Below are 25730 nucleotides of genomic sequence, written 5' to 3'. Positions count from 1 at the left end.
CCTATGAGGTTAAAAAATGCAAGAGACAATAAAAAGTTCTTGATGACCATTTTGTCTCTGTCACTCGTTGCTGTATTGTTTGTACCAGTGTTATATTCCTTTATTTATCTCGACAGTATTTGGGATGTATACGGGGATCTGGATACGGTACCTGTGGCCGTTGTTAATCTGGATAAGCCGGTTACAAAGGACTGCAAGGAATATGCGGTAGGAAGAGAACTGGAAGAGAACCTTAGGAACAATGATAAGTTATCTTGGCAGTTTGTTAGTCACGAGGAAGCCGTGAAGGGAGTAGAAGGTACAAAATATTATGCCCTAATAGAGGTTCCGGAAGACTTTTCTGAAAAAATTTCAGAGGCACAAGATGGAAGTTTTGAAAGTCCAGAGCTAATATATATGGCAAACGAAGGAAGAAATTTTGTATTTTCACAGTTATCCTCAAAGATTGCAGAGAGCATAAAAAATGAAGTAAGCTCCAGCATACAAAAGGAAGTTTCAAAGGCTTTAGTAGATAGCTTGTATGATGTGAAAGTTTCTATCAATGATGCCAGTGAAGGAGCTTCTGACCTTCATGAGGGTACAGAAGTGCTTCTAAGTGGAAGCGCAGATTTATCCAAAGGTCTTAACGAAGCCGCTGAAGGTTCTAAGCAGCTGACAGAGGGATTGCAGACCATTAAAGAGGGACAAAGTCAGATAACTAATGGAGCCCAAGCCCTAGTGGATGGGTTAAATACTTTCAAAAGCAGTCTTACAAGCTCCAACGATCAGATTCCACTGTTGGTACAAGGATCGGCAGAAGTTAGTAAAAATACTGAACTGATTGAAAAAGGTGCTGAACAATTAAGTTCATCACTTAATACAGGTCTCAATGCTCTGGCTGATGGTATCAATCAGACTGCCAGTGGTATTAGCCAAGCTTCCGCAATACTTAATGCTGAAGTGGACAATATTAAGAAGTCTAATCTAAGTGAAGAAGATAAAGCTAAGCTTATTGCTGTAATAGGAGCAGTTAATAAAATTAACAGTTCAAATTTAAAGGATAATATTGAGGCACCGCTGAGAAAGGCGGCAGGATCAGCAGAACCGTTGGCAAGTAACCTAAAGAAGCTGAGTGAAGGTACAAAAAGTGTTGCAGCTGGGACTCTTCAGCTAGCACAGGGCCTTGCTGATACACAAAGCAAAGTGGCAGCTGGATCTGACAAACTTATAGAAGGAGCCCAAGTACTTCAGCAGGGAAGCAGCACTATACTTAATGGAATGGATACCGCAGTAGAAAAGACCGGCCAGCTTTCAAAGGGCTTAGAGAAGTTAAGCAGCGGTTCAGTTGCCTTGAAGGATGGACTGCAGCAGCTCAATGACGGTACTGCTAAGTTCAGTGAAAGTTTAAAGGATGGCTATGATAAAATCAGCAGCAATCTAAAGTTTGATTCTGAGAATATGTCTCAGTTTATTTCAGATCCGGTAGCTTTAAAGGATAATTCCATAAACCAAGTAGACTATTATGGAGAAGGTTTGTCACCATATTTCATATCCTTATCCCTATGGATCGGGGCAATGTTTATAAGCCTTATATTCTCAATTGCCAAGTCCTTAAAGGCCTTTGACAGCAAGTTCATGAACAGCTTTATAGGAAAGTTTGTAGTAGGTTCAGCCCTGACTGCAGTGCAGGCTGTAATATTGACAGTAGTAGTTGTGAAAGGTTTGAATCTTAAACCTGTAAGTGTACCAGAGTTCTATTTAAGCAATATATTTATAGCTATTGTATTCTTTGGTGTTATGTATGGGCTATCCCATGCAATAGGGGTATTAGGAGCACCAATTATGTTTGTAGTTCTCATACTGCAGTTGGCTTCTTCAGCAGGAACCTTCCCTATAGAAACAGCGCCAAGATTCTATCAAGTTATTGGGAAGTTTGTTCCAATGACTTACTCCGTAAGTATATTGAGAATGATTATATCAGGAATAAATTCCTCCCTTCTCAATAAAAACATCAGTGCAATGCTTATTTTTGCAGTTGTATTTTTGGGCGGTGGCTTTATTATCAGAACAATAATTAACCTTGTAAAAGGTAATAAACAAGCCGTAACAGAATCTCAGGCGGCATAGTAACAAAAACAGCCTTAATTCCAAAGTCAGGAATTAGGGTTGTTTTTGTTTTCTCCATTTGCTTGCAGATTAAAAAATTCAATTATTGATTTGCACAAAGAAGCTGCAATCCTCTGCTGGTAGTTTTCATCACGGAGCTTCAGTTCTTCCGCGGGATTGGTTAAAAATCCACACTCCACGATTACCGATGGAATTTCACAATGACATTTCAATATTCTATATAGGTTGCCGGCGGATTTCTCTTCTCTTTTATTATTGCTATCTAAGTCTGCCCTTAAGTTCTTTTGAATTATCTGAGCTAATAGCTTACTTTCAGGCGGTTTACAATACCATACCTGGGCACCAGAGTACTTTTCTTCCGGAAAATAATTTTGATGAATACTTATAAATACATCGCAGCTGGTTTCTGCTTTTAGGATACAACGTTTGTGTAAATCTTCCTGCTTAGACTTTCTTACCGGATGCTTTGACCTATAAAGACCCACATCACTTTCTCTGGTCATTTTAACTTTGAAGCCGGAGGCTGTTAAGGCAGCTCTTAATTTAAGACCTATGCTTAGATTAATATCCTTTTCCAGGGTACCGTTCTTGGAAACTGCGCCTCCATCTATTCCGCCATGGCCTGGGTCTATAAGTATAGTTTTATTTGTACTTTGCGGTGGAGGTGTTAAGGTGCAATTTTTGGACTCAAGAGCTGCCTGAGTATAGGGGCTGATTGTCAAATATAATATTATGAAGCTAGAAGATAAAGTCCTCTTAAAGAACAATATAACCACACCCTTTATATAGAGTTAACGTGATTATTTTGTGTAGATATTTTTGAATTTAGTACTGATAAATTTATGTATATAAAAAAATTTGTCTGCATATAATAATTTACAACCAGAACATTTGTTTGTATAATAATAAGTGTAACAAATTTTACTAAAAGGTGATGTTAATATGGCAAGGTTAATCTTCCACATTGATGTTAATTCTGCATACCTTTCCTGGGAGGCGGTATACAGACTTCAACATGGAGAGGATGTGGATCTAAGGGAAATTGCCAGTGTGGTAGGCGGGGATGAAGCCAGCCGTCATGGGATAGTCTTAGCAAAATCCATACCGGCGAAAAAGTATGATATCAAGACCGGAGAGACTCTGTTCAGTGCAAGGCTTAAGTGTCCGGAATTAGTGACGGTGCCACCGCGATACTGGCTTTATATGCAAAGCAGTGCAGCCATGCACAAGATTTTATTAGAATATACTCCTACCATCCAGAGGTTTTCTGTGGACGAAAGTTTTTTGGACTTATCAAATATGGAGCATTTGTATCCAGATTACTATGAACTGGCAAATAAAATCAGAGAACGAATAAAGAAGGAACTGGGTTTTACAGTGAACATCGGCATATCTAATAATAAACTGCTAGCAAAGGTGGCGTCAGACTTTCAAAAGCCCGATAAGGTACATACGCTGTTTCACCATGAAATTAAGGAAAAGATGTGGCCGCTGCCGGTAGAGGATTTATTCATGGTTGGAAGGGCCACTGCAGAAAAATTACATAGGCTTAATATTTATACCATTGGAGATCTGGCTAATTATGATATAGGAATACTAAAAAGTAAGCTAAAAAGTCATGGTGTTATGATATGGAATTACGCCAATGGAATTGAAAACTCTGAGGTTAGAAAGAGTAATCATATTGTCATGAAGGGCGTTGGAAATTCTACTACCGTGCCTTTCGATGTAGATGATGCAGAAATGGCCCATAAAGTCCTGCTTTCCTTATGTGAGTCCGTAGCAATGAGACTTAGGGATGCCCACAGCAGCTGCAGGGTTATATCTGTCAGTGTAAAGGGCAGCAATTTGATAAGCTATTCCCATCAGAAAAAGCTTGATGTCCCAACGGACTCCACAAGAAAAATTGCAGAGGCGGCCTGTAGGCTTTTCGATGAGGTTTGGAACGGTCATCCTATAAGGCACCTGGGGGTACATGCAACAGAGCTTGGCTCCAATGACTTTTACCAAGGCTACCTCTTAGATGATTTCAATTATGAGAAGGATAGAGCTGTCAACGACGTAGTGGATAAGATAAGGTTAAAGTATGGTTCAAAGGCAATTATGCGGTCTTGTTTTTTAAACTCCGGCCTAAGCTCCATGACCGGTGGAGTAGGGGAAGAGGATTATCCGGTAATGACCAGTATATTGTAAGGACTTTATGGAATATTATACACTCAGCAGAAACCTTCAAGGTCTCTGCTATTTTTATGTCTTAAGTAAACGTTACAATAAACATGTGATATAATATTGTTGATACATTTATATAGAAGAGAAGAGGTTATTAAATGTGGAAAAAACTAATTGATAAATTTAAGGACCTTAAGATTGGGACAAAGATAATAGTCTGTTATCTGATAATCGCAGTAATTTCCATGTCTATAAGCACTCTTATTTACCAGAAAATCAATGCCAGAATAATGACTGAAAAGGTTAGCGAAATGGCCCTGCAAACCCTTCAGACCATTGATGCCAATTTAAATCTATTAATATATACGGTAAATAATGAATCAAAAATTCTCTTATCAAATCAAGGCATTCAGGAAGTATTGGCCAGCGGCAGTGAGAAATTTAATTACAATAATCAGATGAAAGTCAACAGATACTTAACAGAATTCATACAATCAAATATGTTTATATCTTCGGTATATATTTTTGACAATTATGGGAACAAGTTCTATGTAGACAAGAGAACCTTTCAAGCCTTTAGTCTCTATGATTTAAGAAATTCAAAATGGTATGACAAGCTTGTGGAAGCTAAAGGAGGCTATATAATTAAGCTCACAGGAAAGGAGCTATATAATAAGCCCAATGAAAGATATGTTTCAATGATGAGAATAATCAATGACCTTGATACACAGAAGCCTATCGGAACTATGATAATCAACATTCCTGAAGATGCTATAATAAATTCTTTTAAAGATATCATGAAAGACGGTGAAGCAGTTATTCAGTTAAAGGATGGGAATTATAATGACATTATCCATTCAAATGATTTAGACCAGTATAATTTGGATGATAATTTTAAGAAGCTGAAAACCGGAGAACATTTTTATTCAATAAAAAAGGTAGAGGGGAAGGATTATATAACCTCTTACCTAAGAAGCAGCTTAAATTGGACAATAGTGAGCATAGTTCCCTACCAAGAGCTTTCAAAGCAATCCAACATTTACAAGGTTGTTCTTTTGGCCATGTTCTTATTTAATGGAGTTTTGAGCTTATCAGGACTCATATTTACTTCTTCCGGCATAACAAGACCCATACACAAACTCATAAAGTCTATGAAGGGCGTTGAAAAGGGCACATTTAAAAAAGTAAATATTGCTACAGGAAATGATGAGATAGGTGAATTAAAAAATGTGTATAATACCATGATTCAAAAAATTGAGAACCTTATTGAAGAGATTGTAAAGGAACAGAAGATTAAGAGGAAGGCAGAGTTAGATGTACTTCAGTCACAAATTAAGCCCCACTTTTTATATAATTCCTTTGATGCTATCAGCTCTTTGGCCTTAGACAATAGGAACCAAGAGGTGTATCAAATTATAAAAGCCCTGGGAAATTTTTATAGGACGAGTCTTAACAATGGGAAAGAGGTAATAACTGTTGAGGAGGAGGTTCAGACTGTAAGGAACTATCTCACTATAATGCAGATAAGATATGATAATCTGTTCACAGTAGATATGGATATAGACGAGAGGGTTAGTAAATATAAAATACTAAAATTGGTTTTGCAGCCTTTGGTAGAAAATTCCATATATCATGGAATAAAACCAACAGGGAAAAAGGGCAGAATTTTTATAGGTGCCTATAGTAAAGAAGCTTATATAGAGCTTATAGTTTCCGATGATGGAATTGGAATGGATGAAGAGAAACTAAAGTCCCTGACTAAAGAGGGAACACCAGGCATTGGCCTTAGGGGAACTATAGAGAGGCTCAATATTTTTTATAATGGGAAGAGTAAATTTAAGATAGATAGCCGGTTGGATGCTGGTACCACAGTAGTAATTTATATTCCAATAGAAGAGGTGGAAGATTATGAGCAGTGATACTATAAGGGTTTTAATTGTGGATGATGAATATTTAGTGAGAAATCTATTAAAAAAGTGTATTGATTGGAATTCCTTAGGTATGGAGATAATAGGGGAGGCTGCTTCGGGAAATGAGGCCATAGAACTTACTGATAAATATAAGCCGGACTTGGTGTTTACGGATATTTGCATGGCCAATATGGACGGTATACAATTTGCAGATTATGTAATTAAGAAATATCCAAACATTAAGGTGGCTGTTATTTCTGGCTACAATGATTTCAAGTATGCTCAGAGAGGCATAAAGGCAGGAATAAAGGATTATATTCTTAAACCTATTGATGATGAGATAGTTAAGAATACTGCACTGAAACTGAAAGGTGAGATAGAAAAGGACCGGGCAGTTTTTTCAGAATATACCTCCTTAAAGAAACAAGTAATTGAAAATAGGCCTTTCTTTGCAGAAAGATTTTTGAACAGACTAATTCAACCGGATCTAGATGTTGAGGAAATACAAAGGCAAATGACCTATTTGGATTTTAATTTTGGAAGTGATATATTTCAAGTGGCATTAGTTGACATGAAATTTACTCATAGAGGGGATCAGGCAAAGGACATAGAAAAGGAAGTATATGTAAGCCAGGCTATGGATGCCCTTAAGCCCATCCTGAGAGATAAAAGAGATATTCATATATGCTTTGATATGAATTACAGAATAACAATTATAGATAACAGAGAAGATAATATTCTTGAAGAATTTATTGAACAGATTAAGGAAAAGATCTTAAATAAGTTTAATGTAATATACAGTATAGGTTTGGGAACAAGAAAAAAGGGCATTGAAAATATAGAAAAGTCTTATAGAGAAGCCTTGAAGGCTTTGGAAAGGCCTAAAGGGAAGAAACCCAATAAGCTTATTGATGACATAAGCAAATATATGAAACAAAATCTAGGTGACAGTGAATTATCCCTGACCAAAATAGCAAAGGTGTTTTTTATTAATCCCAGCTATTTAAGCCGAATATTTAAGAAGGAAACAGGAATAAATATTATGGACTATCTGACTAAGCTCAGGATTGAAGAAGCCTTACTGCTTCTGAAAAATACGGATTTAAAGGCTTATGAAATTGGCGAAAAGGTAGGAGTTCCTGATTCCAGTTACTTTAGTACATGCTTTAAAAAATATACCGGCCTGTCGGTAAGCGAATATAGAAAGATGTAAAGATTTTAAAAGCTGAGGTAAAAATTCTAAATTCATTTGTAAACGTTATTGCAGTACAATCAAACTGTAAGTGGAAATATTACCAAAAGCAAGGGGGATCTCAAATGAGTAAAAAAATCAGGACTCTTTCAGCTTTACTGACGTCAATCCTTCTTACCGCAGGTCTGGCAGGATGCGGAAGCAAGTCCACTAGCGGTAATGGAGAAAAAATTACTTTAAAATTATGGCACATTTATACTGCGCAGGATGCAAATACAGAAGGTTTTAAGGCTGCAATTAAGGACTGGAATGATGCTAATCCTAATGTTCAAATTGAGGCAGAAGCAACAGAAAATGAAGCTTATAAGACAAAAATAAAAACTGCTGTATCTGCTAACGAAGCTCCTGACATATTCTTCTCTTGGGGAGCAGGTTTTGCTCAACCTTTTGTTGAGGCAGGTAAAGTGTTGGCTTTAGATGACTATCTAAAGGATGGAACAAAGGACAAGCTTACTGGAGGAGCACTTACTTATGTAACCTACGATGAAAAAATTTATGGACTAACCTTCTTCTCCGGTGCTGGAACATTCTTTGTAAACAAAGAAATGTTCGAACAACATGATGTTAAGATACCTGAAACCTTTGATGAATTATTGGATGCTGTAAAAGCCTTCAGAGCTAAGGGAATAGTTCCTATGGCTGTTGGAGAAAAGGACAAGTGGCCTGGTATGTTCTACTATGATATTTTAGCTATGAGAGCTGGAGGCTCAAAATTGAGCAATGATGCACTAGCTGGTAAAGCTTCCTTTGAAGACCCTGCTTTCGTCACTGCTGCTGAAAAACTGTTACAGCTTATAGACGCCGGTGCTTTTGATGAAGCAGCTCTAGGTCTCACAAGAGATGAATCAGAAATTCCATTCATTCAGGGACAGATTCCTATGTACTACAATGGAAGCTGGGTTGCAGGATCCATAGAAAAAGATGATTCACCTACAAAGGGAAAGATAGAAGCCAGAAACTTCCCTGTGCTTACTGACGGAAAAGGGGACAAAGATGAGATCTTAGGCGGATCAGTAGACTGCTTTATGGTTAAAGCTAATACAAAATATAAAGATGAAGCTGTAAGAGCTGTTAAATTCATAACAGAAGCATTTGCAAAGCATGGATATGAATTAGGTGCCGGAATACCAGCTTGGAAGGTATCCGTTGATGAATCCAAGATATCACCACTAACTAAGCAGGTTAGTGCAATAGTTCAAAAGTCCACTGGAAGTACAATTTGGTGGGATACTTACCTAAGTGGTGCTGATGCCGATACTCATAAGGATTTGGTAGCAAAACTCTTTGGTAAGACAATAACACCTGAAGAGTTTGCAAAACAGATGCAGGCAATAAATGAAAAATAATAGATGAGTTATAATTCTCCTGCTGATTTGTACAAGTTGGCAGGAGAATTTAGCAAAGAGGATAAATTTTATATGTTAAATGAGGGAGGCATCAAAAGTTATGGATAAGTTATTAAGAAACAAAAAAGCGATCTTTCTCTTTGTTTTTCCAGCTCTATTGATATTTGCCGTAGTAATTATACTTCCTATTTGCTTCTCCTTATACTATAGTTTATTGAAATGGGATGGTATTGGAAAAGGAACTTTTATAGGCTTTAAAAATTATATAAATTTATTTGTAAATAATACCGATGGATTTGAGAAAGCTGTAAGGAATTCATTTATATTAGCATTACTTTCTGTATTTATACAGCTTCCACTATCACTTTTAATGGCTCTGGTGCTTTCAAGAGGAGTTAAAGGAGAAAATTTTTTTAGGACAGTGTACTTCATACCTGTTATAATATCCACCGTAGTAATTGGTCAGCTCTGGATGAAAATATATAATGCCAATTATGGAATGTTAAATGTGTTTTTAAGGAAAATAGGACTTGAAAACCTGGCCCAGCCATGGCTAGCAAGTACCAAGACTGCTCTTGGAGCTGCCTTTATTCCTATTGTATGGCAATATATAGGTTATCATATGCTTTTGATGTACGCTGCAATCAAGTCCATATCACCGGATATTTATGAAGCTGCTAAAATTGACGGGGCAACAGAATTTCAAATGGCCTCAAGAATAACTATTCCTCTTATCAAACCCATTCTGCAGGTTTGTGTAGTTTTTGCAGTTACAGGTTCATTTAAAGCCTTTGACTTGATATATATACTCACAAACGGAGGTCCGCTGCATGCCAGTGAGGTTCCAAGCACCTTGATGTACAATACTATATTTGACAAATATATGTATGGTTACGGAAGTGCAATGTCTATCTTTATCATTGTAGAATGTTTAGTGTTTACACTGATTATTCGTAAGTTGTTCGAAGGCAGAAAAGCAGTTGAAGCCTGATGTGGTGTTAAGAGGAGGATGAGGATAGTGCAATTAAAAGACGCTAATATTATAGAAAACCTTGAATTTAATAAAAAATTTACTTATGAAAGAAAAGGCAAGACAAGTATTGGAAGTATAATACTCTTAATAGTTTTGGGACTTGTAGCCTTAATTCAATTATATCCATTAATCTGGCTTGTACTGGTTTCTTTTAAAGATAACGCTGAAATATTTGGGGGGAACGTACTGGGCCTTCCTAAGGTGTGGAGATTTTCAAACTATAAGGACGCTTTCATTGGCGGTAAAGCGGGGGTATATTTTCTAAACAGCTTGCTGGTTACTGCTGTGACTATCATAGTATCAGATATCCTCATTGCAACTTCATCCTACGCTATTATGAGGATGAGATGGAAATTAAGTAAATTAACTCTTACAATAATTTTACTTGGAATGATGGTGCCTATTCATTCAACCTTATTACCTCTGTTTATTATACTTAATAAAATGGGCATATTAAACAGCTATTTAGCCCTTATAATTCCATATGTAGCTTTTGCACTTCCAATGGGGATATTTATATTAACCGGATTTGTAAGAGGCATACCTTTTGAACTGGAGGAAGCAGCTTGCTTAGATGGCTGCAATATATACCAGACATTCTTTAGAGTGATTCTGCCGTTGTTAAAACCGGCATTGGCTACTGTTTCTATTTTTACTTATCTTTCAAGCTGGAATGAATTGATGTTTGCAAATACTTTTATAAATTCCCCTAAATTGAAGACCTTAACTGTAGGTATTATGTCCATGGCTGGACAGTACACTACTAATTGGGGGCCTATCGTAGCGGGACTTGTTATAGCTACCCTGCCTACAATCATCATTTATATACCGTTAAGCAATCAAGTGCAAAAGAGTTTAATGGCTGGTGCTGTCAAAGGTTAATTTTAGCTTTAGGTGAAAACACGGGTTGCAGCAGTATAATTAGTAGTTAGTAGTGAGTAATGAATAATTATGGTGAATTTTTCTCCGCTTCTCTATGAAAAATCTTCAATTTTATAATTTTTAAGGCATGCGCGATAGCATGCCTTAATGTTTTTATAAAGAATTTATGGACAAATTTTTAGTTATAACTTTATCATTAATGCTTTTTTGAAACAGTGCTATATGTAGTAGTGAGTAATTGTTTAGACTAAATAAGGGGAGTAGATATTCTGCCGCTAGCGCTGGCTTCAACAACCACTACACTATAGCCGCGTGTATCACTAGGTGTAAAATGTAGAAAAAAAGAGTATATGCTCAAAATATGGAGATAAATCCTTTAAATCGTAATTGAAGTAAATAATTCGTGAGAGTTTACATGATATTATAACACTTGTCGCTTCGAGAAACTCTTGAAGCGCTAAGTTATCGGATACAAGCAATGACCGTTAAATAATATGTTGACAGTTAATAAGTATCATGATAATATAGAGTTCCATCTTTTCTAAAGTAAATTTGAATGAGATTAAAATTTCTTCAAAAAAATTAGAAAAAGATGTTGACACTGCGAAATAATCGTGGTAATATGAACAAGCTGTCAGACGACAGCGAAACTTAAACAAGTTGGTCTTTGAAAATTGAACAGAGATAAAGATAATTCTTTTACAAGAATAAATCATGGTCAGCGATTTCTTTGACAGACGAAAGTCTGAAAAACAAATTTAGCGATAAGCTAGAGTTCAAACTTTTAAATTGAGAGTTTGATCCTGGCTCAGGACGAACGCTGGCGGCGTGCCTAACACATGCAAGTCGAGCGGGGGACTTCGGTCCCCAGCGGCGGACGGGTGAGTAACACGTGGGTAACCTGCCTCATAGAGGGGGATAGCCTCCCGAAAGGGAGATTAATACCGCATAATAAGCAGCTATCGCATGATGGCAACTTTAAAGGAGCAATCCGCTATGAGATGGGCCCGCGGCGCATTAGCTAGTTGGTGAGGTAACGGCTCACCAAGGCCACGATGCGTAGCCGACCTGAGAGGGTGATCGGCCACATTGGAACTGAGACACGGTCCAGACTCCTACGGGAGGCAGCAGTGGGGAATATTGCACAATGGGCGAAAGCCTGATGCAGCAACGCCGCGTGGAGGATGAAGGCCTTCGGGTTGTAAACTCTTGTCTTCTGGGACGATAATGACGGTACCAGAGGAGGAAGCCACGGCTAACTACGTGCCAGCAGCCGCGGTAATACGTAGGTGGCGAGCGTTGTCCGGATTTACTGGGCGTAAAGGATGCGTAGGCGGATATTTAAGTGAGATGTGAAATACCCGGGCTTAACTTGGGTGCTGCATTTCAAACTGGATATCTAGAGTGCGGGAGAGGAAAGTGGAATTCCTAGTGTAGCGGTGAAATGCGTAGAGATTAGGAAGAACACCAGTGGCGAAGGCGACTTTCTGGACCGTAACTGACGCTGAGGCATGAAAGCGTGGGGAGCAAACAGGATTAGATACCCTGGTAGTCCACGCCGTAAACGATGAATACTAGGTGTAGGAGGGTCCAACCTTCTGTGCCGCCGTTAACACATTAAGTATTCCGCCTGGGGAGTACGGTCGCAAGATTAAAACTCAAAGGAATTGACGGGGGCCCGCACAAGCAGCGGAGCATGTGGTTTAATTCGAAGCAACGCGAAGAACCTTACCTAGACTTGACATCTCCTGAATTACCGGTAATGCGGGAAGCCCTTCGGGGCAGGAAGACAGGTGGTGCATGGTTGTCGTCAGCTCGTGTCGTGAGATGTTGGGTTAAGTCCCGCAACGAGCGCAACCCTTATTGTTAGTTGCTACCATTAAGTTGAGCACTCTAGCAAGACTGCCGGGGTTAACTCGGAGGAAGGTGGGGATGACGTCAAATCATCATGCCCCTTATGTCTAGGGCTACACACGTGCTACAATGGCGAGTACAACGAGAGGCAAAGCCGCGAGGCGGAGCAAAACTATAAAACTCGTCCCAGTTCGGATTGCAGGCTGAAACTCGCCTGCATGAAGCCGGAGTTGCTAGTAATCGCGAATCAGCATGTCGCGGTGAATACGTTCCCGGGCCTTGTACACACCGCCCGTCACACCATGAGAGTTGGCAATACCCGAAGTCCGTAGTCTAACCGCAAGGAGGACGCGGCCGAAGGTAGGGTCAGCGATTGGGGTGAAGTCGTAACAAGGTAGCCGTAGGAGAACCTGCGGCTGGATCACCTCCTTTCTATGGAGAACCTGCTCTAAAGATATCCAAGAGATACTTAGAGCGCAGGTCTGACCAATCTCTGTTCAATTTTGAAAGACTAACGTCTTTCAAGTGGAAGAAATTACAGGTTGACGCCAACGCGTCAGCGGTGTAAAATAGTATTCCGTTGTTCTTTGAAAATTGCACATAAGAAATTAAGCAGATATCCAACTACAGCTAATAATTTAAACATGCCTGAAAACCCGTTGAAGATTCGGGATTTTCAAACAAGTTTAAATTAAGTTTCCGTAGGATATCTGGAGTAAAGCTAAGAATAATATCAATTATTGTTCTTTATAACAAAGTTGTTTAGCTGAATGGACTCGCCGTTCACTGACAACGAGTCTCAGGAGAAGCAAGCAATGCTAGGCGCCTAGGAGTGAGGACCGGAGTTGGCTGGATAGGCCAATGAGGACCGGAGCGACGACGGCAACAACGCAGTGCGCCGCTTATCGTGAGACGAGTAAGGTCAAGTTATAAAGGGCGCATGGTGAATGCCTTGGCATCAGGAGCCGAAGAAGGACGTGATAAGCTGCGATAAGCTTCGGGTAGGCGCAAATAGCCTGTGATCCGGAGATCTCCGAATGAGGAAACTCACATGGGTAACCCCATGTATCCTTAAGTGAATCCATAGCTTAAGGAAGGTAAACCCAGGGAACTGAAACATCTAAGTACCTGGAGGAAGAGAAAGAAAAATCGATTCCGTCAGTAGCGGCGAGCGAAAGCGGAAGAGCCCAAACCAGAAACTTGTTTCTGGGGTTGCGGACAGATCATAACTCACTGAGATGGTTAACTGAATATTTCTGGAAAGTTAAGCCGCAGAGTGTAACAGCCACGTAAGTGAAAGCTGTCAAAGTGAAGATCTGATCCAGAGTACCACGAGACACGTGAAACCTTGTGGGAAGCAGGGAGGACCACCTCCCAAGGCTAAATACTACCTGATGACCGATAGCGAAGAAGTACCGTGAGGGAAAGGTGAAAAGAACCCCGGGAGGGGAGTGAAATAGAACCTGAAACCGTGTGCCTACAACCGGTCATAGCACTATATTCTGGGCGGGACTCACCTTTAGGTGTGTCCCCCGTCCTTAATCTGTGTGATGACGTGCTTTTTGTAGAACGATCCAGCGAGTTACGGCATGTAGCAAGGTTAAGTACTTAAGGTACGGAGCCGAAGGGAAACCGAGTCTGAACAGGGCGGATAGTTGCATGCTGTAGACCCGAAACCGGGTGACCTATCCATGGACAGGGTGAAGCGGAAGTAAAATTCCGTGGAGGCCCGAACCACGTTGGTGTTGAAAAACCATGGGATGAGCTGTGGATAGCGGAGAAATTCCAATCGAACTCGGAGATAGCTGGTTCTCCTCGAAATAGCTTTAGGGCTAGCGTCGGATAATTGAGTAATGGAGGTAGAGCACTGAATGGGCTAGGGGGCATTGCGCTTACTGAACCCTATCAAACTCCGAATGCCATATACTTGTATACCGGCAGTCAGACTGCGAGTGATAAGATCCGTAGTCAAAAGGGAAAAAGCCCAGACCGTCAGCTAAGGTCCCTAAGTGTAAGTTAAGTGGAAAAGGATGTGGGATTTCTAAGACAACTAGGATGTTGGCTTAGAAGCAGCCACTCATTTAAAGAGTGCGTAATAGCTCACTAGTCGAGAGATCCTGCGCCGAAGATGTCCGGGGCTCAAACTTACCACCGAAGCTACGGGTTGACGCTTGCGCGTCAGCGGTAGAGGAGCATCCTGTACGGGCTGAAGTCATACCGAAAGGAGTGGTGGACTGTACAGGAGAGAGAATGCTGGAATAAGTAGCGAGAAAAGAGTGAGAATCTCTTTGGTCGAAAACCTAAGGTTTCCTGGGGAAGGCTCGTCCTCCCAGGGTTAGTCGGGACCTAAGCCGAGGCCGAGAGGCGTAGGCGATGGACAATCGGTTGATATTCCGATACCACTATGACGCGTTATTACCGATGGGGTGACGCAGGAGGATAGGATGTGCCCACTATTGGATGTGGGTCTAAGCATCTAGGCAGAACAGATAGGCAAATCCGTCTGTTCAATGCTGAGGTGTGATGGGGAGCGAAATTTAGTAGCGAAGTATCTGATTCCACGCTGCCAAGAAAAGCCTCTAGGGAGTGAAGTAGTGCCCGTACCGCAAACCGACACAGGTAGGTGAGGAGAGAATCCTAAGACCAGCGGAAGAATTGCAGTTAAGGAACTCGGCAAATTGACCCCGTAACTTCGGGAGAAGGGGTGCCTACGCGAGTAGGCCGCAGAGAATAGGCCCAAGCAACTGTTTAGCAAAAACACAGGTCTCTGCTAAAGCGTAAGCTGATGTATAGGGGCTGACGCCTGCCCGGTGCTGGAAGGTTAAGGGGATTGCTTAGCGCAAGCGAAGGCATGAACTTAAGCCCCAGTAAACGGCGGCCGTAACTATAACGGTCCTAAGGTAGCGAAATTCCTTGTCGGGTAAGTTCCGACCCGCACGAATGGCGTAATGATTTGGGCACTGTCTCAACTGCAAATCCGGCGAAATTGTAGTGCAAGTGAAGATGCTTGCTACCCGCGATTGGACGGAAAGACCCCGTAGAGCTTTACTGTAGCTTAGCATTGAGTTTCGGTATTATCTGTACAGGATAGGTGGGAGACTTGGAAGCAAGGGCGTCAGCCTTTGTGGAGTCAACCTTGGGATACCACCCTGATGATACTGAGATTCTAACCGGACACCATGAAGCTGGTGACGGGACATTGTTAGGTGGGCAGTTTGACTGGGGCGGTCGCCTCCTAAAAAGTAACGGAGGCGCTCAAAGGTTCCCTCAGAACGGTTGGAAATCGTTCGTAGAGTGTAAAGGCAGAAGGGAGCCTGACTGCGACACCCACAAGTGGAGCAGGGACGAAAGTCGGACTTAGTGATCCGGTGGTACCTCGTGGGAGGGCCATCGCTCAACGGATAAAAGCTACCTCGGGGATAACAGGCTGATCTCCCCCAAGAGTCCACATCGACGGGGAGGTTTGGCACCTCGATGTCGGCTCGTCGCATCCTGGGGCTGAAGTAGGTCCCAAGGGTTGGGCTGTTCGCCCATTAAAGCGGCACGCGAGCTGGGTTCAGAACGTCGTGAGACAGTTCGGTCCCTATCCGTCGCGGGCGTAGGAAATTTGAGAGGAGCTGTCCTTAGTACGAGAGGACCGGGATGGACTGACCTCTGGTGTACCAGTTGTTCTGCCAGGAGCACCGCTGGGTAGCTATGTCGGGACGGGATAAACGCTGAAAGCATCTAAGCGTGAAGCCCACCTCAAGATAAGATTTCCCATGACGTAAGTCAGTAAGACCCCTTGAAGAACACAAGGTTGATAGGCTAGAGGTGTAAGCACAGTAATGTGTGCAGCTGACTAGTACTAATAGGTCGAGGACTTGACCTAAAACACATTCTTATGTGCAATTTTCAGAGAACAAACTTCTCTGATATCTGGTGATGATAGCGTGAGGGTTACACCCGTTCCCATTCCGAACACGATGGTTAAGACTCACAGCGCCGATGGTACTGCTCGGGAGACTGAGTGGAAGAGCAGGACGTTGCCAGGTTGGTAGGACATCAAGCATTTTGCTTGATGTCTTTTTATTTACGAAAAATTACCTATAAGCTTAGCCCAAGTATTGGGACCCACAATTCCGTCTGCGGTAAGCTTATTAGAGGCTTGCCAGGTTTTTACGGCCTTTAGGGTCAATGGACCGAAGATTCCGTCAACGACTGTATTGACACGCCATTGAATATATCTTACAGCATAGCCGGTTGATCCTGATGATACCATTGGCTTATAAAGAATCTCTCTTATAGCTGCCCAGGAAGCCGGACCTGCAATACCTACCTGCTGTAGATCCATAATAGATTGTAACTTCTTTATGGCGGAGGCGGTTAAAGGTCCGTGGATGCCGTCCACCACTAATGCCTTACCATTAGAATCTGTAATTTTTAATCTATTTAAGATTTGCTGCAGTTCCATTACTTCTTTATCCTGTACTTGTGGCTGAGGCTGGGAACTTGAGCCTTCAAGGGCTTTTTTTACATCTGCTCTCAGTGTATCCATGCTCTTGCCATGTTTGGGGAACCAATGCATAACATCGCCATGGGCGGAAGCTATACCCAGTTTGTAGCCCTCTGAGTGATCAATTATATCTTTTTCTGTCAAACCAAACATCTTGCAAAGATAAACGCAAAGGTCAACGGCATTGGCATAGACCTTGTTAAAGTATTCCTCATTAACCTTTACATCATATCCAACCATGGTGGAGCCACTTCCATAACGGAAGCCGCCGGGCTCGCAGATTTCAAAACCAATGTGGGTATCATTGGCACGTCCTCCTGCATGCCATCCTCTGTGGTCCCAGGGAAGATATTGCATAACTACCTTATCATCCACAAAGGAATGAACGCAAACTTGCCTATCTATCTCCCCAAGAGCATAGGACTTATTCCATCGGTCAAACCAGTCAGCTGCCATAATTCCGGGTGTGGCTGTAGAGTGAACCATAATTCCTTTTACGTTTATTTTACGGCCAGTTCTGTAACAGTCATTTCTAGTCATATATTTTGTGATTATTTCCATCCTTAGTTTCCTCCTTTCTAAATCTTCATCACCTTTTTTAAGGAAACTTCTTAAAAGGCAATTAATAATGTGGTTATAGTATTAAATATGCACTTTTTTGTAAGATTGCTCCTTTTTATTGCAATTAAGCTTTTAAGTCTGAATTTAATGCAGGTATTGATAGTGAGAGAATGCAATAATTTAAATTAAAAATACTCAATAAAATAAAGATAAGATAGATTGATAGTCTCTTATCATAATGAAGTGCTCATATACCGTTTTTTCCTACATGACAAAGCACAGATCTATCTTATATAATGATTAGGTACTAAAAATTTTGAGAAAGGTCGAGAGTACCATGAAAAGAATAAATGAAATTTTTAGTGATTATAATACTGCCGGAAATATAAATAATGCACTGGTGGAATCGGTGGTGTTAAGCAAGAAGTCTAAGACTTTGAATATGGAGATCAGTTCTGATAAATATATAGATACAAAGGAATTTGAGTATCTTAGGAAATTTGTAAGAGAAAGATTTGCACTAAATGATGCTAATATATCTGTAAAGTATACGGATGGGACCTCCAAGAAACCCATAGAAGAAGAGTTAGAAAATATTGTATTTTCTGTGGCTGATAAATATCCTGCCCTAAGGGCAGTGCTTAATAACAGTGAGTATGAGGTGGTCAACAACAGCATAAATTTTAATTTTAAAGTGCCGGTATCAAACTTTCTTAAGTCCATGGACTATGATAAAAAGATACAGAAAGCTGTGAAGAGTTTGTACGGTACGGCCTATAAAATTAATTTTGCTGATAAAGTTAGCAGTGAGGACTTGGCAAGGATGGAAGAAGAGCGTGAAAAGCAAATGCTTCAAGCTCAAAGGGAGATTAAGGTAGTAAGTATAAAAGTACCTCAACAGCCTAAAGAAGTTGCTGAGAAAAAATTAGAGGCAAGTTCTGAAAATGATGGAAAGAAAGCAGATACATCCTTGATATTAGGTAGAAACGCAAAAATAAAGGACCCTGTGATAAAAATCACAGATATAACACCGGATGAGGGGAGAGTAGTACTGGAAGGTGAAATATCCAATATAGAGTCAAAGGAATTAAAGAGTGGAAAAATCTTGGTTTCCTTCGACTTATATGACGGTTCCAGTTCCATGACCTGCAAGGCCTTTTTAAAGGCCGGTGAAGAGGAAACAGTATTACCAAGGCTCAAGAGCGCAAAGGGCGTGAAAATTGCAGGTAATGCAGGTTTCAGCAAGTTTTCCGGTGAAATTGAGATGATAGTCAACACAATAATAGAAACTGAGGGCTTAAGGAAGATTAAGCGACAGGATAAGGCAGAGGTAAAGAGAGTAGAGCTTCATATGCATACACAGATGAGTCAGATGGATGCCATGAGCAGTGCTACAGATTTAATTAAGAGGGCCATGAGCTGGGGATGGAAGTCCATTGCCATAACAGATCATGGAGTGGTGCAGGCATTTCCGGAAGCTCATAAACTTCTTGGAAGAAATAATCCAGACATGAAGGTCCTATATGGTGTGGAAGCCTACCTGGCACCGGATAAAAAAACTTCTGTAACTAATCCTAAGGGGCAGAGCATCGATACTACCTATTGCATACTGGACTTGGAAACTACAGGTTTCTCACCGGTAACGGAAAAAATCACTGAAATAGGAATTATGAAATATAAAGATGGTAAGGTAATTGATGAGTTCAGTTGCTTTGTAAATCCGGAAAAGCCTATACCGGCAAAAGTAGTGGAAGTAACCAATATAACCGACGATATGGTAAAAGATGCAGAAACCATAGAGCAGGTATTTCCTAAGCTTATGGAGTTTATTAATGACAGTGTTTTGGTGGCCCATAATGCTTCCTTTGATATAGGCTTCTTAAAACATAATGCCAAGGTTTTAGGTTATGACTTTGACTTTACATATGTGGATACCTTATCCTTGGCACAGGAAGTATTTCCTGAATTCAAAACTTATAAATTAGGAAGAATTGCGAAACATCTTGGCATAACAGTAGAAGTTGCACACAGAGCTTTGGATGACGTAGATACCACAGTTAAGGTATTTAAGGTTATGCTGGAAAAGCTAAAGGAAAGAGGAGCAAAAACCCTTGAGGATATAGATATCTACGGCTCCGATGAAGAGGCCAAAAAGGAAGAATATAAAAAGCTTAAAACCTATCATGCCATTATTTTGGCAAAGGACTATGTTGGATTAAAGAATTTATATAAGCTGGTGTCTTATTCTCACTTGGACTATTTTTATAAAAAACCGCGTATTCTAAAGAGTATGTACAAAAAGTATTCGGAGGGCTTAATAATTGGCAGTGCCTGCAGTGAAGGAGAGCTGTACCAGGCAATACTACTAGGAAAATCCGATGAGGAAATTGAAGCTATTGCAGAGACTTACGATTACTTGGAAATCCAGCCTATAGGCAATAACGAGTACCTAGTAAGGCAGGAACAGGTACCCAATAGGGAGTATCTAAAGGAAATCAATAAAAAAATCGTAGCCTTGGGAGAAAAGCTGAACAAACCTGTAGTAGCTACCGGAGACGTACATTTCTTGGACCCTGAAGACGAGATATATAGACGTATATTGGAGGCAGGCCAGGGGTTTAAAGATGCAGATAATCAAGCACCTCTGTATTTGAAAACTACCGAGGAGATGCTGGAGGAATTCTCATACTTAGGAAAAGAAAAGGCCTATGAAGTAGTAGTTACCAATACTAATCTAATAGCTGAGATGTGTCAACAGATAAGTCCTATTTCACCGGATAAAGCTACACCACACATTGATGGCTGTGAACAGACCATTAAGGACATTACCTATTCAAGAGCCCATGAGCTATATGGAGATCCTCTTCCTCAGTTGGTTCATGATAGGTTGGAGAGGGAATTAGATTCTATCATAAAAAATGGTTTCTCAGTAATGTACATAATTGCTCAAAAGCTGGTTTGGAAATCCAATGAAGATGGATACCTTGTTGGTTCAAGAGGATCTGTAGGTTCCTCCGTTGTTGCCTACATGACGGGGATAACGGAAGTTAATGCCCTCCCGCCTCATTACAGATGTCCAAAATGTAAGTACTCAGACTTCACTGACTATGGTATTAAGATAGGTTTCGATTTACCTGATAAGGTATGTCCTGTATGTGGAGAGCAGTTAGCTAAGGATGGTATAGATATACCTTTCGAAACCTTCCTGGGCTTCAATGGAGACAAGGAACCGGATATAGACTTGAACTTCTCAGGTGAATATCAAGCAAAAGCCCACAGATATACAGAGGTTATATTTGGGAAGGGCACTACCTTTAAAGCTGGGACTATCGGTACTATAGCGGAAAAAACGGCCTTTGGTTACGTAAAGAAGTATTTTGAAGACAAGGGAGTTCAAGTCAATAAGGCTGAAATACTCAGACTCTCTAAGGGATGTACCGGTATAAAAAGAACCACTGGTCAGCACCCCGGTGGTATTATAGTTGTGCCTAAGGGCAGAGAGATTTTTGAATTCTGTCCGGTTCAGCACCCTGCGGATGACCCGGATTCCGATATTATTACTACACATTTTGACTATCACTCCATTGATTCAAACCTTTTGAAGTTAGATATACTGGGTCACGATGATCCTACGGTGATAAGAATGCTTCAAGATTTAACCGGAGTGGATCCTAAAACCATACCATTGGATGATAAGGCTACAATGTCTGTATTTTCATCCACTGAGGCCCTTAATGTTACACCAGACCAGATAAATTCAAAGGTGGGGAGTTTTGGTATACCTGAATTCGGTACTAAGTTCGTAAGAGGAATGCTTTTGGATACAAAGCCAAAGACCTTTATGGACTTGATATGTATATCCGGACTTTCTCATGGTACCGACGTATGGCTGGGAAATGCCAAGGACTTGATTGACAATGGAATAATCAGCAGTATTTCTGATGCTGTATGTACAAGAGATGATATCATGGTTTATCTGATAAAAAAAGGGCTACCTCCGAATACGGCCTTTAAGATAATGGAAACAGTTCGTAAAGGAAAGGCACTTAAGGATCCTAAGTTCCCAGAATATGAAGCCTTAATGAGGGAACACGATGTGCCGGAGTGGTATATTCAGTCCTGCAAGAAGATAAAATACATGTTCCCGAAGGCCCACGCTGCAGCTTACGTTATGATGGCCTTTAGAATTGCCTGGTTTAAGGTTCATATACCCAAAGCCTACTATGCGGCCTACTTCACTATAAGAGCAAAGGCCTTTGATGCTGAATACATGATTTTCGGCAAAGAGAAGGTTAAGGCAAAGATGAAGGAAATCGAAGCCATGGGCAATATGGCTGCACCTAAGGATAAGGATATGTATGATGACTTGGAAATAGTTTTAGAAATGTATGAGAGAGGAATAAAGTTCCTGCCCATAGATTTATCCAAGGCCCATGCAACCAAGTTCCTAGTAGAGGAGGATGGTCTAAGACCGCCTATAAACAGTATAGCCGGTATGGGTAATGTGGCAGCAGAAAGTATATATAAAGCCATGCAGGAAGAACCTTTCAGATCTATAGAGGACGTAAGGAAACGTGCTAAAGTTGGAAATGCAGCCATAGATCTGCTTAAAAAGTTTGACTGCCTAAAAGGTCTTCCGGAAAGTGATCAAATGTGTTTCTTTGATGTAATATAGTGGGAAAGCCATTCTAAGCAATATGATTTGCTTTGGGATGGCTTTCTTTTTATTTTTAGGGTGATAAGGATTTTGGACAAGAATGAGGAAGTTGAATTTTTTAAGTTAATTTTACATCAACTCCATAAATATATAGTATTTAAAATAGGTATAAACAATGGTATAATAAAAGAGAAATAGGTAAAATGATGTAATAACATTTAATATATCTAAATTTGTATAAATACGTAAGGAGGAAGTATTAATAAGTAGTTCTTTGCTTGAAAACGAATACATATAAGCTTATTTTGCAGAGAAAGAGAGAATAAAAAGGGGGAATAATATGAAAATCCTAAATAACCTTAAAATTAAAACTAAAATAATACTATTACTTTTGATTAAATCCATAGTTTCAATTTTTATAGGTGTTGCAGGTATATTGGGGGTAAGAAATTCAAATAACAAGATGCTCAAGGTTTATAACAGAAACTTTGTACCTTTGCAGCAATTGAAAACAGTATCAGATAAGTATGCGGTAAATATTACGGGTATAACATATAAGGTGTTAAATGGAAGAGCATCCTGGATAGAAGGTGAAAATCAGATAAAGGCAGGAAGGGAAGCCATCGAAGAAGCGTGGGAGTCATATATTAACAATGATCTTACCGCTGTTGAAAAGGATCTGGCAGCCCAAGCGGAAAAACATATGAGTTTGGCAAACTCATATGTGGACAAGTTATTGGTAATTATGAAGGAACAAGATAGGGATAAATTAGTGAAATTCGCTGCTAATGATTTGGATTTGAGTATGGACCCGATAGTTTCAAAGCTAACAGAAATAGTAAGTGAACAACTGATAAGTGCCAAGAATGAATACGATAAGGCAAATAACTCATATAAACTAATTATGTCTGCATTGATATTGACCTTAGTAATAGGACTATCAGTCAGTGTAGTTATAGGTTTTATAGTAATCAGGGCCATAAGTAATCAGGTTAAGCTTATTCAAGAGGCGGTTAGTAAGGATGTTAACGGAAAGGTTTCTATCAAAACCATAAAAATCAGTTCTAAAGATGAATTGGGTAATTTGGCATCTTCTATAAACGCAGTAACTGGACAAGTTCAAAACTTCATAAAAAATACATCCCAGTCTGCTGAGGCAGTAGCCAACATGGGACAACAGCTGACAACAGCTACTGAACAGTCCGCTGAGGCAGTAAATCAGGTAGCTAGTACCGTTGCAGAAGTGGCAGAAGGTACCGAAAAGCAAGTGAAAGCTGTCTCTTATACAAAAGCAATTGTGTCACAGATATCTACAGATATTGAAAGAATTATGGATAATACAAATGAAATGCAGAATGCCTTCAGAGGAGCGGAGCTGGCAACAAGCCATGGAAAAGAGTCTGTAGAGAAAGTTATAACACAGATGAAAAGAGTTGAGAAAACCGTTGAAGATTCAGCTGTCTTGGTTCAGCGCCTAGGTGAAAGGACCAGGGAAATTGAACAAATAGCTGGTACAATATCTTCTATTGCATCACAAACAGACTTACTGGCACTAAATGCAGCAATTGAGGCTGCACGGGCAGGAGAACACGGACGAGGCTTTTCAGTGGTTGCGGAGGAAGTAAGAAAACTTGCCATACAATCACAGACTTCTGTTGTTAAAGTAACAAACATAATAAAAGAGATAGTAGAAGATACGATGCAGGCACAAAGTGCAATGATGCTTGGTACGAAAGAGGTAAAGTTAGGTACGGAAGTAGTAAATATTGCAGAAAAGTCCTTTACAGAGATTGCTCAATTGGTTTCAGATACTTCAAATAAGGCAAATGAAATAATTTCATCTATAAAACAAATGGCTGAAAGCAGCGAAAAAATTGTCCAATCAATGCTTGGTATAGAGGAAATAAGCAACATTACAGCATCACAGATGCAGGAAATTGCTGCTTCAACCATGCAGCAATCCAATCTTGGGGCTGAGGTGGTAGAATCCAGTCAACTTTTAGCCAAGCTAGCAGATGACCTACAGACAGAGATCAGTACCTTTAAACTATAAAAAAGTGCTTATATGTGGAAATGTTGGGAGCATAACTGGATTTGCCTATTTAAATCCGGATATGCTCCTTTAACTTAGAATATTTACACTTCACTACAGGAAGAATAAAAGTGGAGGTGATAAAGTTATGGCAACCAAGGCTGAAAAAAAGAGTAGAAACGATAATAAAACAACTAATCCTAAAACTGCAAATCCAATAACTATGAATACTGATAAGGATATGAGAAAACCGGTAAGAGGTCTGCCAAATAAATAAGGTGTTTTCTCATTGACATATTTGGCAGCCTATGTTAATATTATTTAAACACAATATACCTTTAAGTTGATCCTGTGAGATCAATAAGGAAGTCATATAGTATAGAATACTTTTAACTATGGTATAACTATGCCTTCCTTTGTGGAGGGCATTTTTTAATTTAAAAATATTCCATATATGACTCCTTACCTTTAAATTTAGCCCAGAGAGGTTAAGAAGGAGAGGATTGAATATGTTAAAAGCAAAACATCTATTAGATCCAATGGACTTTACCTTGGATGAATTAGAGGAAACTTTTAAATTAGCAGACGATATCATTTCAAATCCACAGAAATTTTCTCATGTATGCCAAGGGAAAATTTTAGCCACTCTATTTTACGAACCCAGTACTAGGACAAGATTCAGTTTTGAAGCTGCTATGTTAAGACTGGGTGGAAATGTCATAGGTTTCTCCGAACCCAATTCCAGCTCCGTGTCTAAAGGTGAAAGTATTGCAGATACTATAAGAACAGTTGCCTGCTATGCGGATATTGCAGTAATAAGGCACCCCAAGGAAGGTGCTCCTAAAATTGCTGCCATGAATACAACCATGCCGGTGATCAATGCCGGAGACGGAGGACATCAACATCCTACCCAAACCTTAACAGACCTATTAACCATACGTAACATAAAAGGCGGACTTACCAATTTAACCATCGGTGTATGCGGTGACTTAAAATTTGGGAGGACTGTTCATTCTTTGATAAAAGCCATGTGTAGGTATGAAAACATAAAGTTTGTTTTAATCTCACCAGAAGAATTAAAGGTACCCAACTATATCCTCAGTGAAGTTTTGAAAAAAAATAATATTGAATATAAAGAAACTGTCACCATGGAAGAAGTGCTTGGAGAGTTGGATGTGTTGTATATGACAAGAGTTCAGAGAGAACGCTTCTTTAATGAAGAAGACTATGTGAGGCTTAAAGATAGCTATATTCTAGATAAGGACAAGTTAAAGTATGCAAAGGAAGATATGATAGTCCTGCATCCGCTGCCGAGAGTTAATGAAATCGCCTATGAAGTGGACAATGACCCTAGGGCTTGTTATTTTAAACAGGCTCAGTACGGCATGTATGTAAGAATGGCACTGATAAGCAAACTTTTAGGAGTAAGGTAG

At 40.0% G+C, this 25730-nt stretch carries 13 protein-coding genes and 3 rRNA genes; 14 read left to right on the top strand and 2 right to left on the bottom strand.

The window, feature by feature from the left end:
* Window positions 1-3 precede the first annotated feature (3 nt).
* Complete coding sequence (locus FHY60_RS12970) at window positions 4-2106, top strand: YhgE/Pip domain-containing protein (RefSeq protein ID WP_139905443.1); 2103 nt, start codon at window positions 4-6, stop codon at window positions 2104-2106.
* A 26-nt stretch (window positions 2107-2132) separates the two neighbouring features.
* Here FHY60_RS12970 and cwlD read toward each other — a convergent pair whose 3' ends face one another.
* Window positions 2133-2882, bottom strand: a complete 750-nt coding sequence (cwlD, locus tag FHY60_RS12965; RefSeq protein WP_423243569.1) for an N-acetylmuramoyl-L-alanine amidase CwlD — start codon at window positions 2880-2882, stop codon at window positions 2133-2135.
* 166 nt (window positions 2883-3048) lie between these two features.
* On the opposite strand from cwlD, the gene FHY60_RS12960 reads away from it, so the two are divergent.
* The 9 genes from FHY60_RS12960 to rrf all read left to right on the top strand — a co-directional run bounded on the left by FHY60_RS12960 (window position 3049) and on the right by rrf (window position 16586).
* A complete protein-coding gene (locus FHY60_RS12960; RefSeq protein WP_139905441.1) occupies window positions 3049-4299 on the top strand; it encodes a DNA polymerase Y family protein in 1251 nt (416 codons plus the stop codon).
* A gap of 134 nt (window positions 4300-4433) precedes the next feature.
* On the top strand, window positions 4434-6194 hold the full coding sequence (locus tag FHY60_RS12955; protein WP_139905440.1) for a sensor histidine kinase: 1761 nt from the start codon (window positions 4434-4436) through the stop codon (window positions 6192-6194).
* Entirely contained in the window at window positions 6184-7398 is a 1215-nt protein-coding gene (locus tag FHY60_RS12950) for a response regulator (RefSeq protein ID WP_139905439.1), read from the top strand. The genes FHY60_RS12955 and FHY60_RS12950 overlap by 11 nt, the downstream gene beginning before the upstream one ends.
* 104 nt (window positions 7399-7502) lie before the next feature.
* The gene (locus tag FHY60_RS12945; protein WP_139905438.1) at window positions 7503-8783 is read left to right on the top strand and encodes an extracellular solute-binding protein; all 1281 of its coding nucleotides are present in this window, start codon (window positions 7503-7505) and stop codon (window positions 8781-8783) included.
* Between the two features lie 100 nt (window positions 8784-8883).
* On the top strand, window positions 8884-9774 hold the full coding sequence (locus FHY60_RS12940) for a carbohydrate ABC transporter permease (protein ID WP_139905437.1): 891 nt from the start codon (window positions 8884-8886) through the stop codon (window positions 9772-9774).
* A gap of 108 nt (window positions 9775-9882) precedes the next feature.
* Window positions 9883-10698 (top strand): carbohydrate ABC transporter permease, encoded by an 816-nt coding sequence (locus FHY60_RS12935; protein WP_243122288.1) that lies wholly within the window; start codon window positions 9883-9885, stop codon window positions 10696-10698.
* Window positions 10699-11483: 785 nt separating this feature from the next.
* Window positions 11484-12984, top strand: a 16S ribosomal RNA gene (locus tag FHY60_RS12930).
* A 488-nt stretch (window positions 12985-13472) separates the two neighbouring features.
* Window positions 13473-16423, top strand: a 23S ribosomal RNA gene (locus FHY60_RS12925).
* 46 nt (window positions 16424-16469) lie between these two features.
* Window positions 16470-16586 (top strand): 5S ribosomal RNA (gene rrf, locus FHY60_RS12920).
* The 16S, 23S and 5S rRNA genes sit together here, the layout of an rRNA operon.
* 38 nt (window positions 16587-16624) lie before the next feature.
* Here rrf and FHY60_RS12915 read toward each other — a convergent pair.
* The gene (locus FHY60_RS12915; protein ID WP_139905435.1) at window positions 16625-17608 is read right to left on the bottom strand and encodes a peptidoglycan recognition protein family protein; all 984 of its coding nucleotides are present in this window, start codon (window positions 17606-17608) and stop codon (window positions 16625-16627) included.
* 337 nt (window positions 17609-17945) lie between these two features.
* Here FHY60_RS12915 and polC point away from each other — a divergent pair, with 337 nt between their 5' ends.
* The 4 genes from polC (at window position 17946) to pyrB (ending at window position 25730) form a co-directional block, all read left to right on the top strand.
* Window positions 17946-22283, top strand: coding sequence for a DNA polymerase III subunit alpha (gene polC / locus FHY60_RS12910; RefSeq protein WP_139905434.1), 4338 nt, complete (start codon window positions 17946-17948; stop codon window positions 22281-22283).
* A 322-nt stretch (window positions 22284-22605) separates the two neighbouring features.
* Window positions 22606-24318 (top strand): methyl-accepting chemotaxis protein, encoded by a 1713-nt coding sequence (locus tag FHY60_RS12905; protein ID WP_139905433.1) that lies wholly within the window; start codon window positions 22606-22608, stop codon window positions 24316-24318.
* 127 nt (window positions 24319-24445) lie between these two features.
* A complete protein-coding gene (locus FHY60_RS18525; protein WP_279230403.1) occupies window positions 24446-24574 on the top strand; it encodes a hypothetical protein in 129 nt (42 codons plus the stop codon).
* A gap of 232 nt (window positions 24575-24806) precedes the next feature.
* A complete protein-coding gene (gene pyrB / locus FHY60_RS12900) occupies window positions 24807-25730 on the top strand; it encodes an aspartate carbamoyltransferase (RefSeq protein WP_139905432.1) in 924 nt (307 codons plus the stop codon).

It is taken from the genome of Clostridium thermarum (assembly GCF_006351925.1).
GTDB lineage: Bacteria > Bacillota > Clostridia > Clostridiales > Clostridiaceae > Clostridium_AU > Clostridium_AU thermarum.
Note: the sequence above shows the minus strand (reverse complement) of the source record. Positions and strands in the feature narration are given on the sequence as shown.

Bases quoted from the DNA above. Each gene is read 5' to 3' on its own strand.
- FHY60_RS12970 (WP_139905443.1), top strand. From the start codon at position 4: ATGAGGTTAAAAAATGCAAGAGACAATAAAAAGTTCTTGATGACCATT.
- FHY60_RS12960 (WP_139905441.1), top strand. From the start codon at position 3,049: ATGGCAAGGTTAATCTTCCACATTGATGTTAATTCTGCATACCTTTCC.
- FHY60_RS12955 (WP_139905440.1), top strand. From the start codon at position 4,434: ATGTGGAAAAAACTAATTGATAAATTTAAGGACCTTAAGATTGGGACA.
- FHY60_RS12950 (WP_139905439.1), top strand. From the start codon at position 6,184: ATGAGCAGTGATACTATAAGGGTTTTAATTGTGGATGATGAATATTTA.
- FHY60_RS12945 (WP_139905438.1), top strand. From the start codon at position 7,503: ATGAGTAAAAAAATCAGGACTCTTTCAGCTTTACTGACGTCAATCCTT.
- FHY60_RS12940 (WP_139905437.1), top strand. From the start codon at position 8,884: ATGGATAAGTTATTAAGAAACAAAAAAGCGATCTTTCTCTTTGTTTTT.
- FHY60_RS12915 (WP_139905435.1), bottom strand. From the start codon at position 17,608: ATGGAAATAATCACAAAATATATGACTAGAAATGACTGTTACAGAACT.
- polC (WP_139905434.1), top strand. From the start codon at position 17,946: ATGAAAAGAATAAATGAAATTTTTAGTGATTATAATACTGCCGGAAAT.
- FHY60_RS12905 (WP_139905433.1), top strand. From the start codon at position 22,606: ATGAAAATCCTAAATAACCTTAAAATTAAAACTAAAATAATACTATTA.
- FHY60_RS18525 (WP_279230403.1), top strand. From the start codon at position 24,446: ATGGCAACCAAGGCTGAAAAAAAGAGTAGAAACGATAATAAAACAACT.
- pyrB (WP_139905432.1), top strand. From the start codon at position 24,807: ATGTTAAAAGCAAAACATCTATTAGATCCAATGGACTTTACCTTGGAT.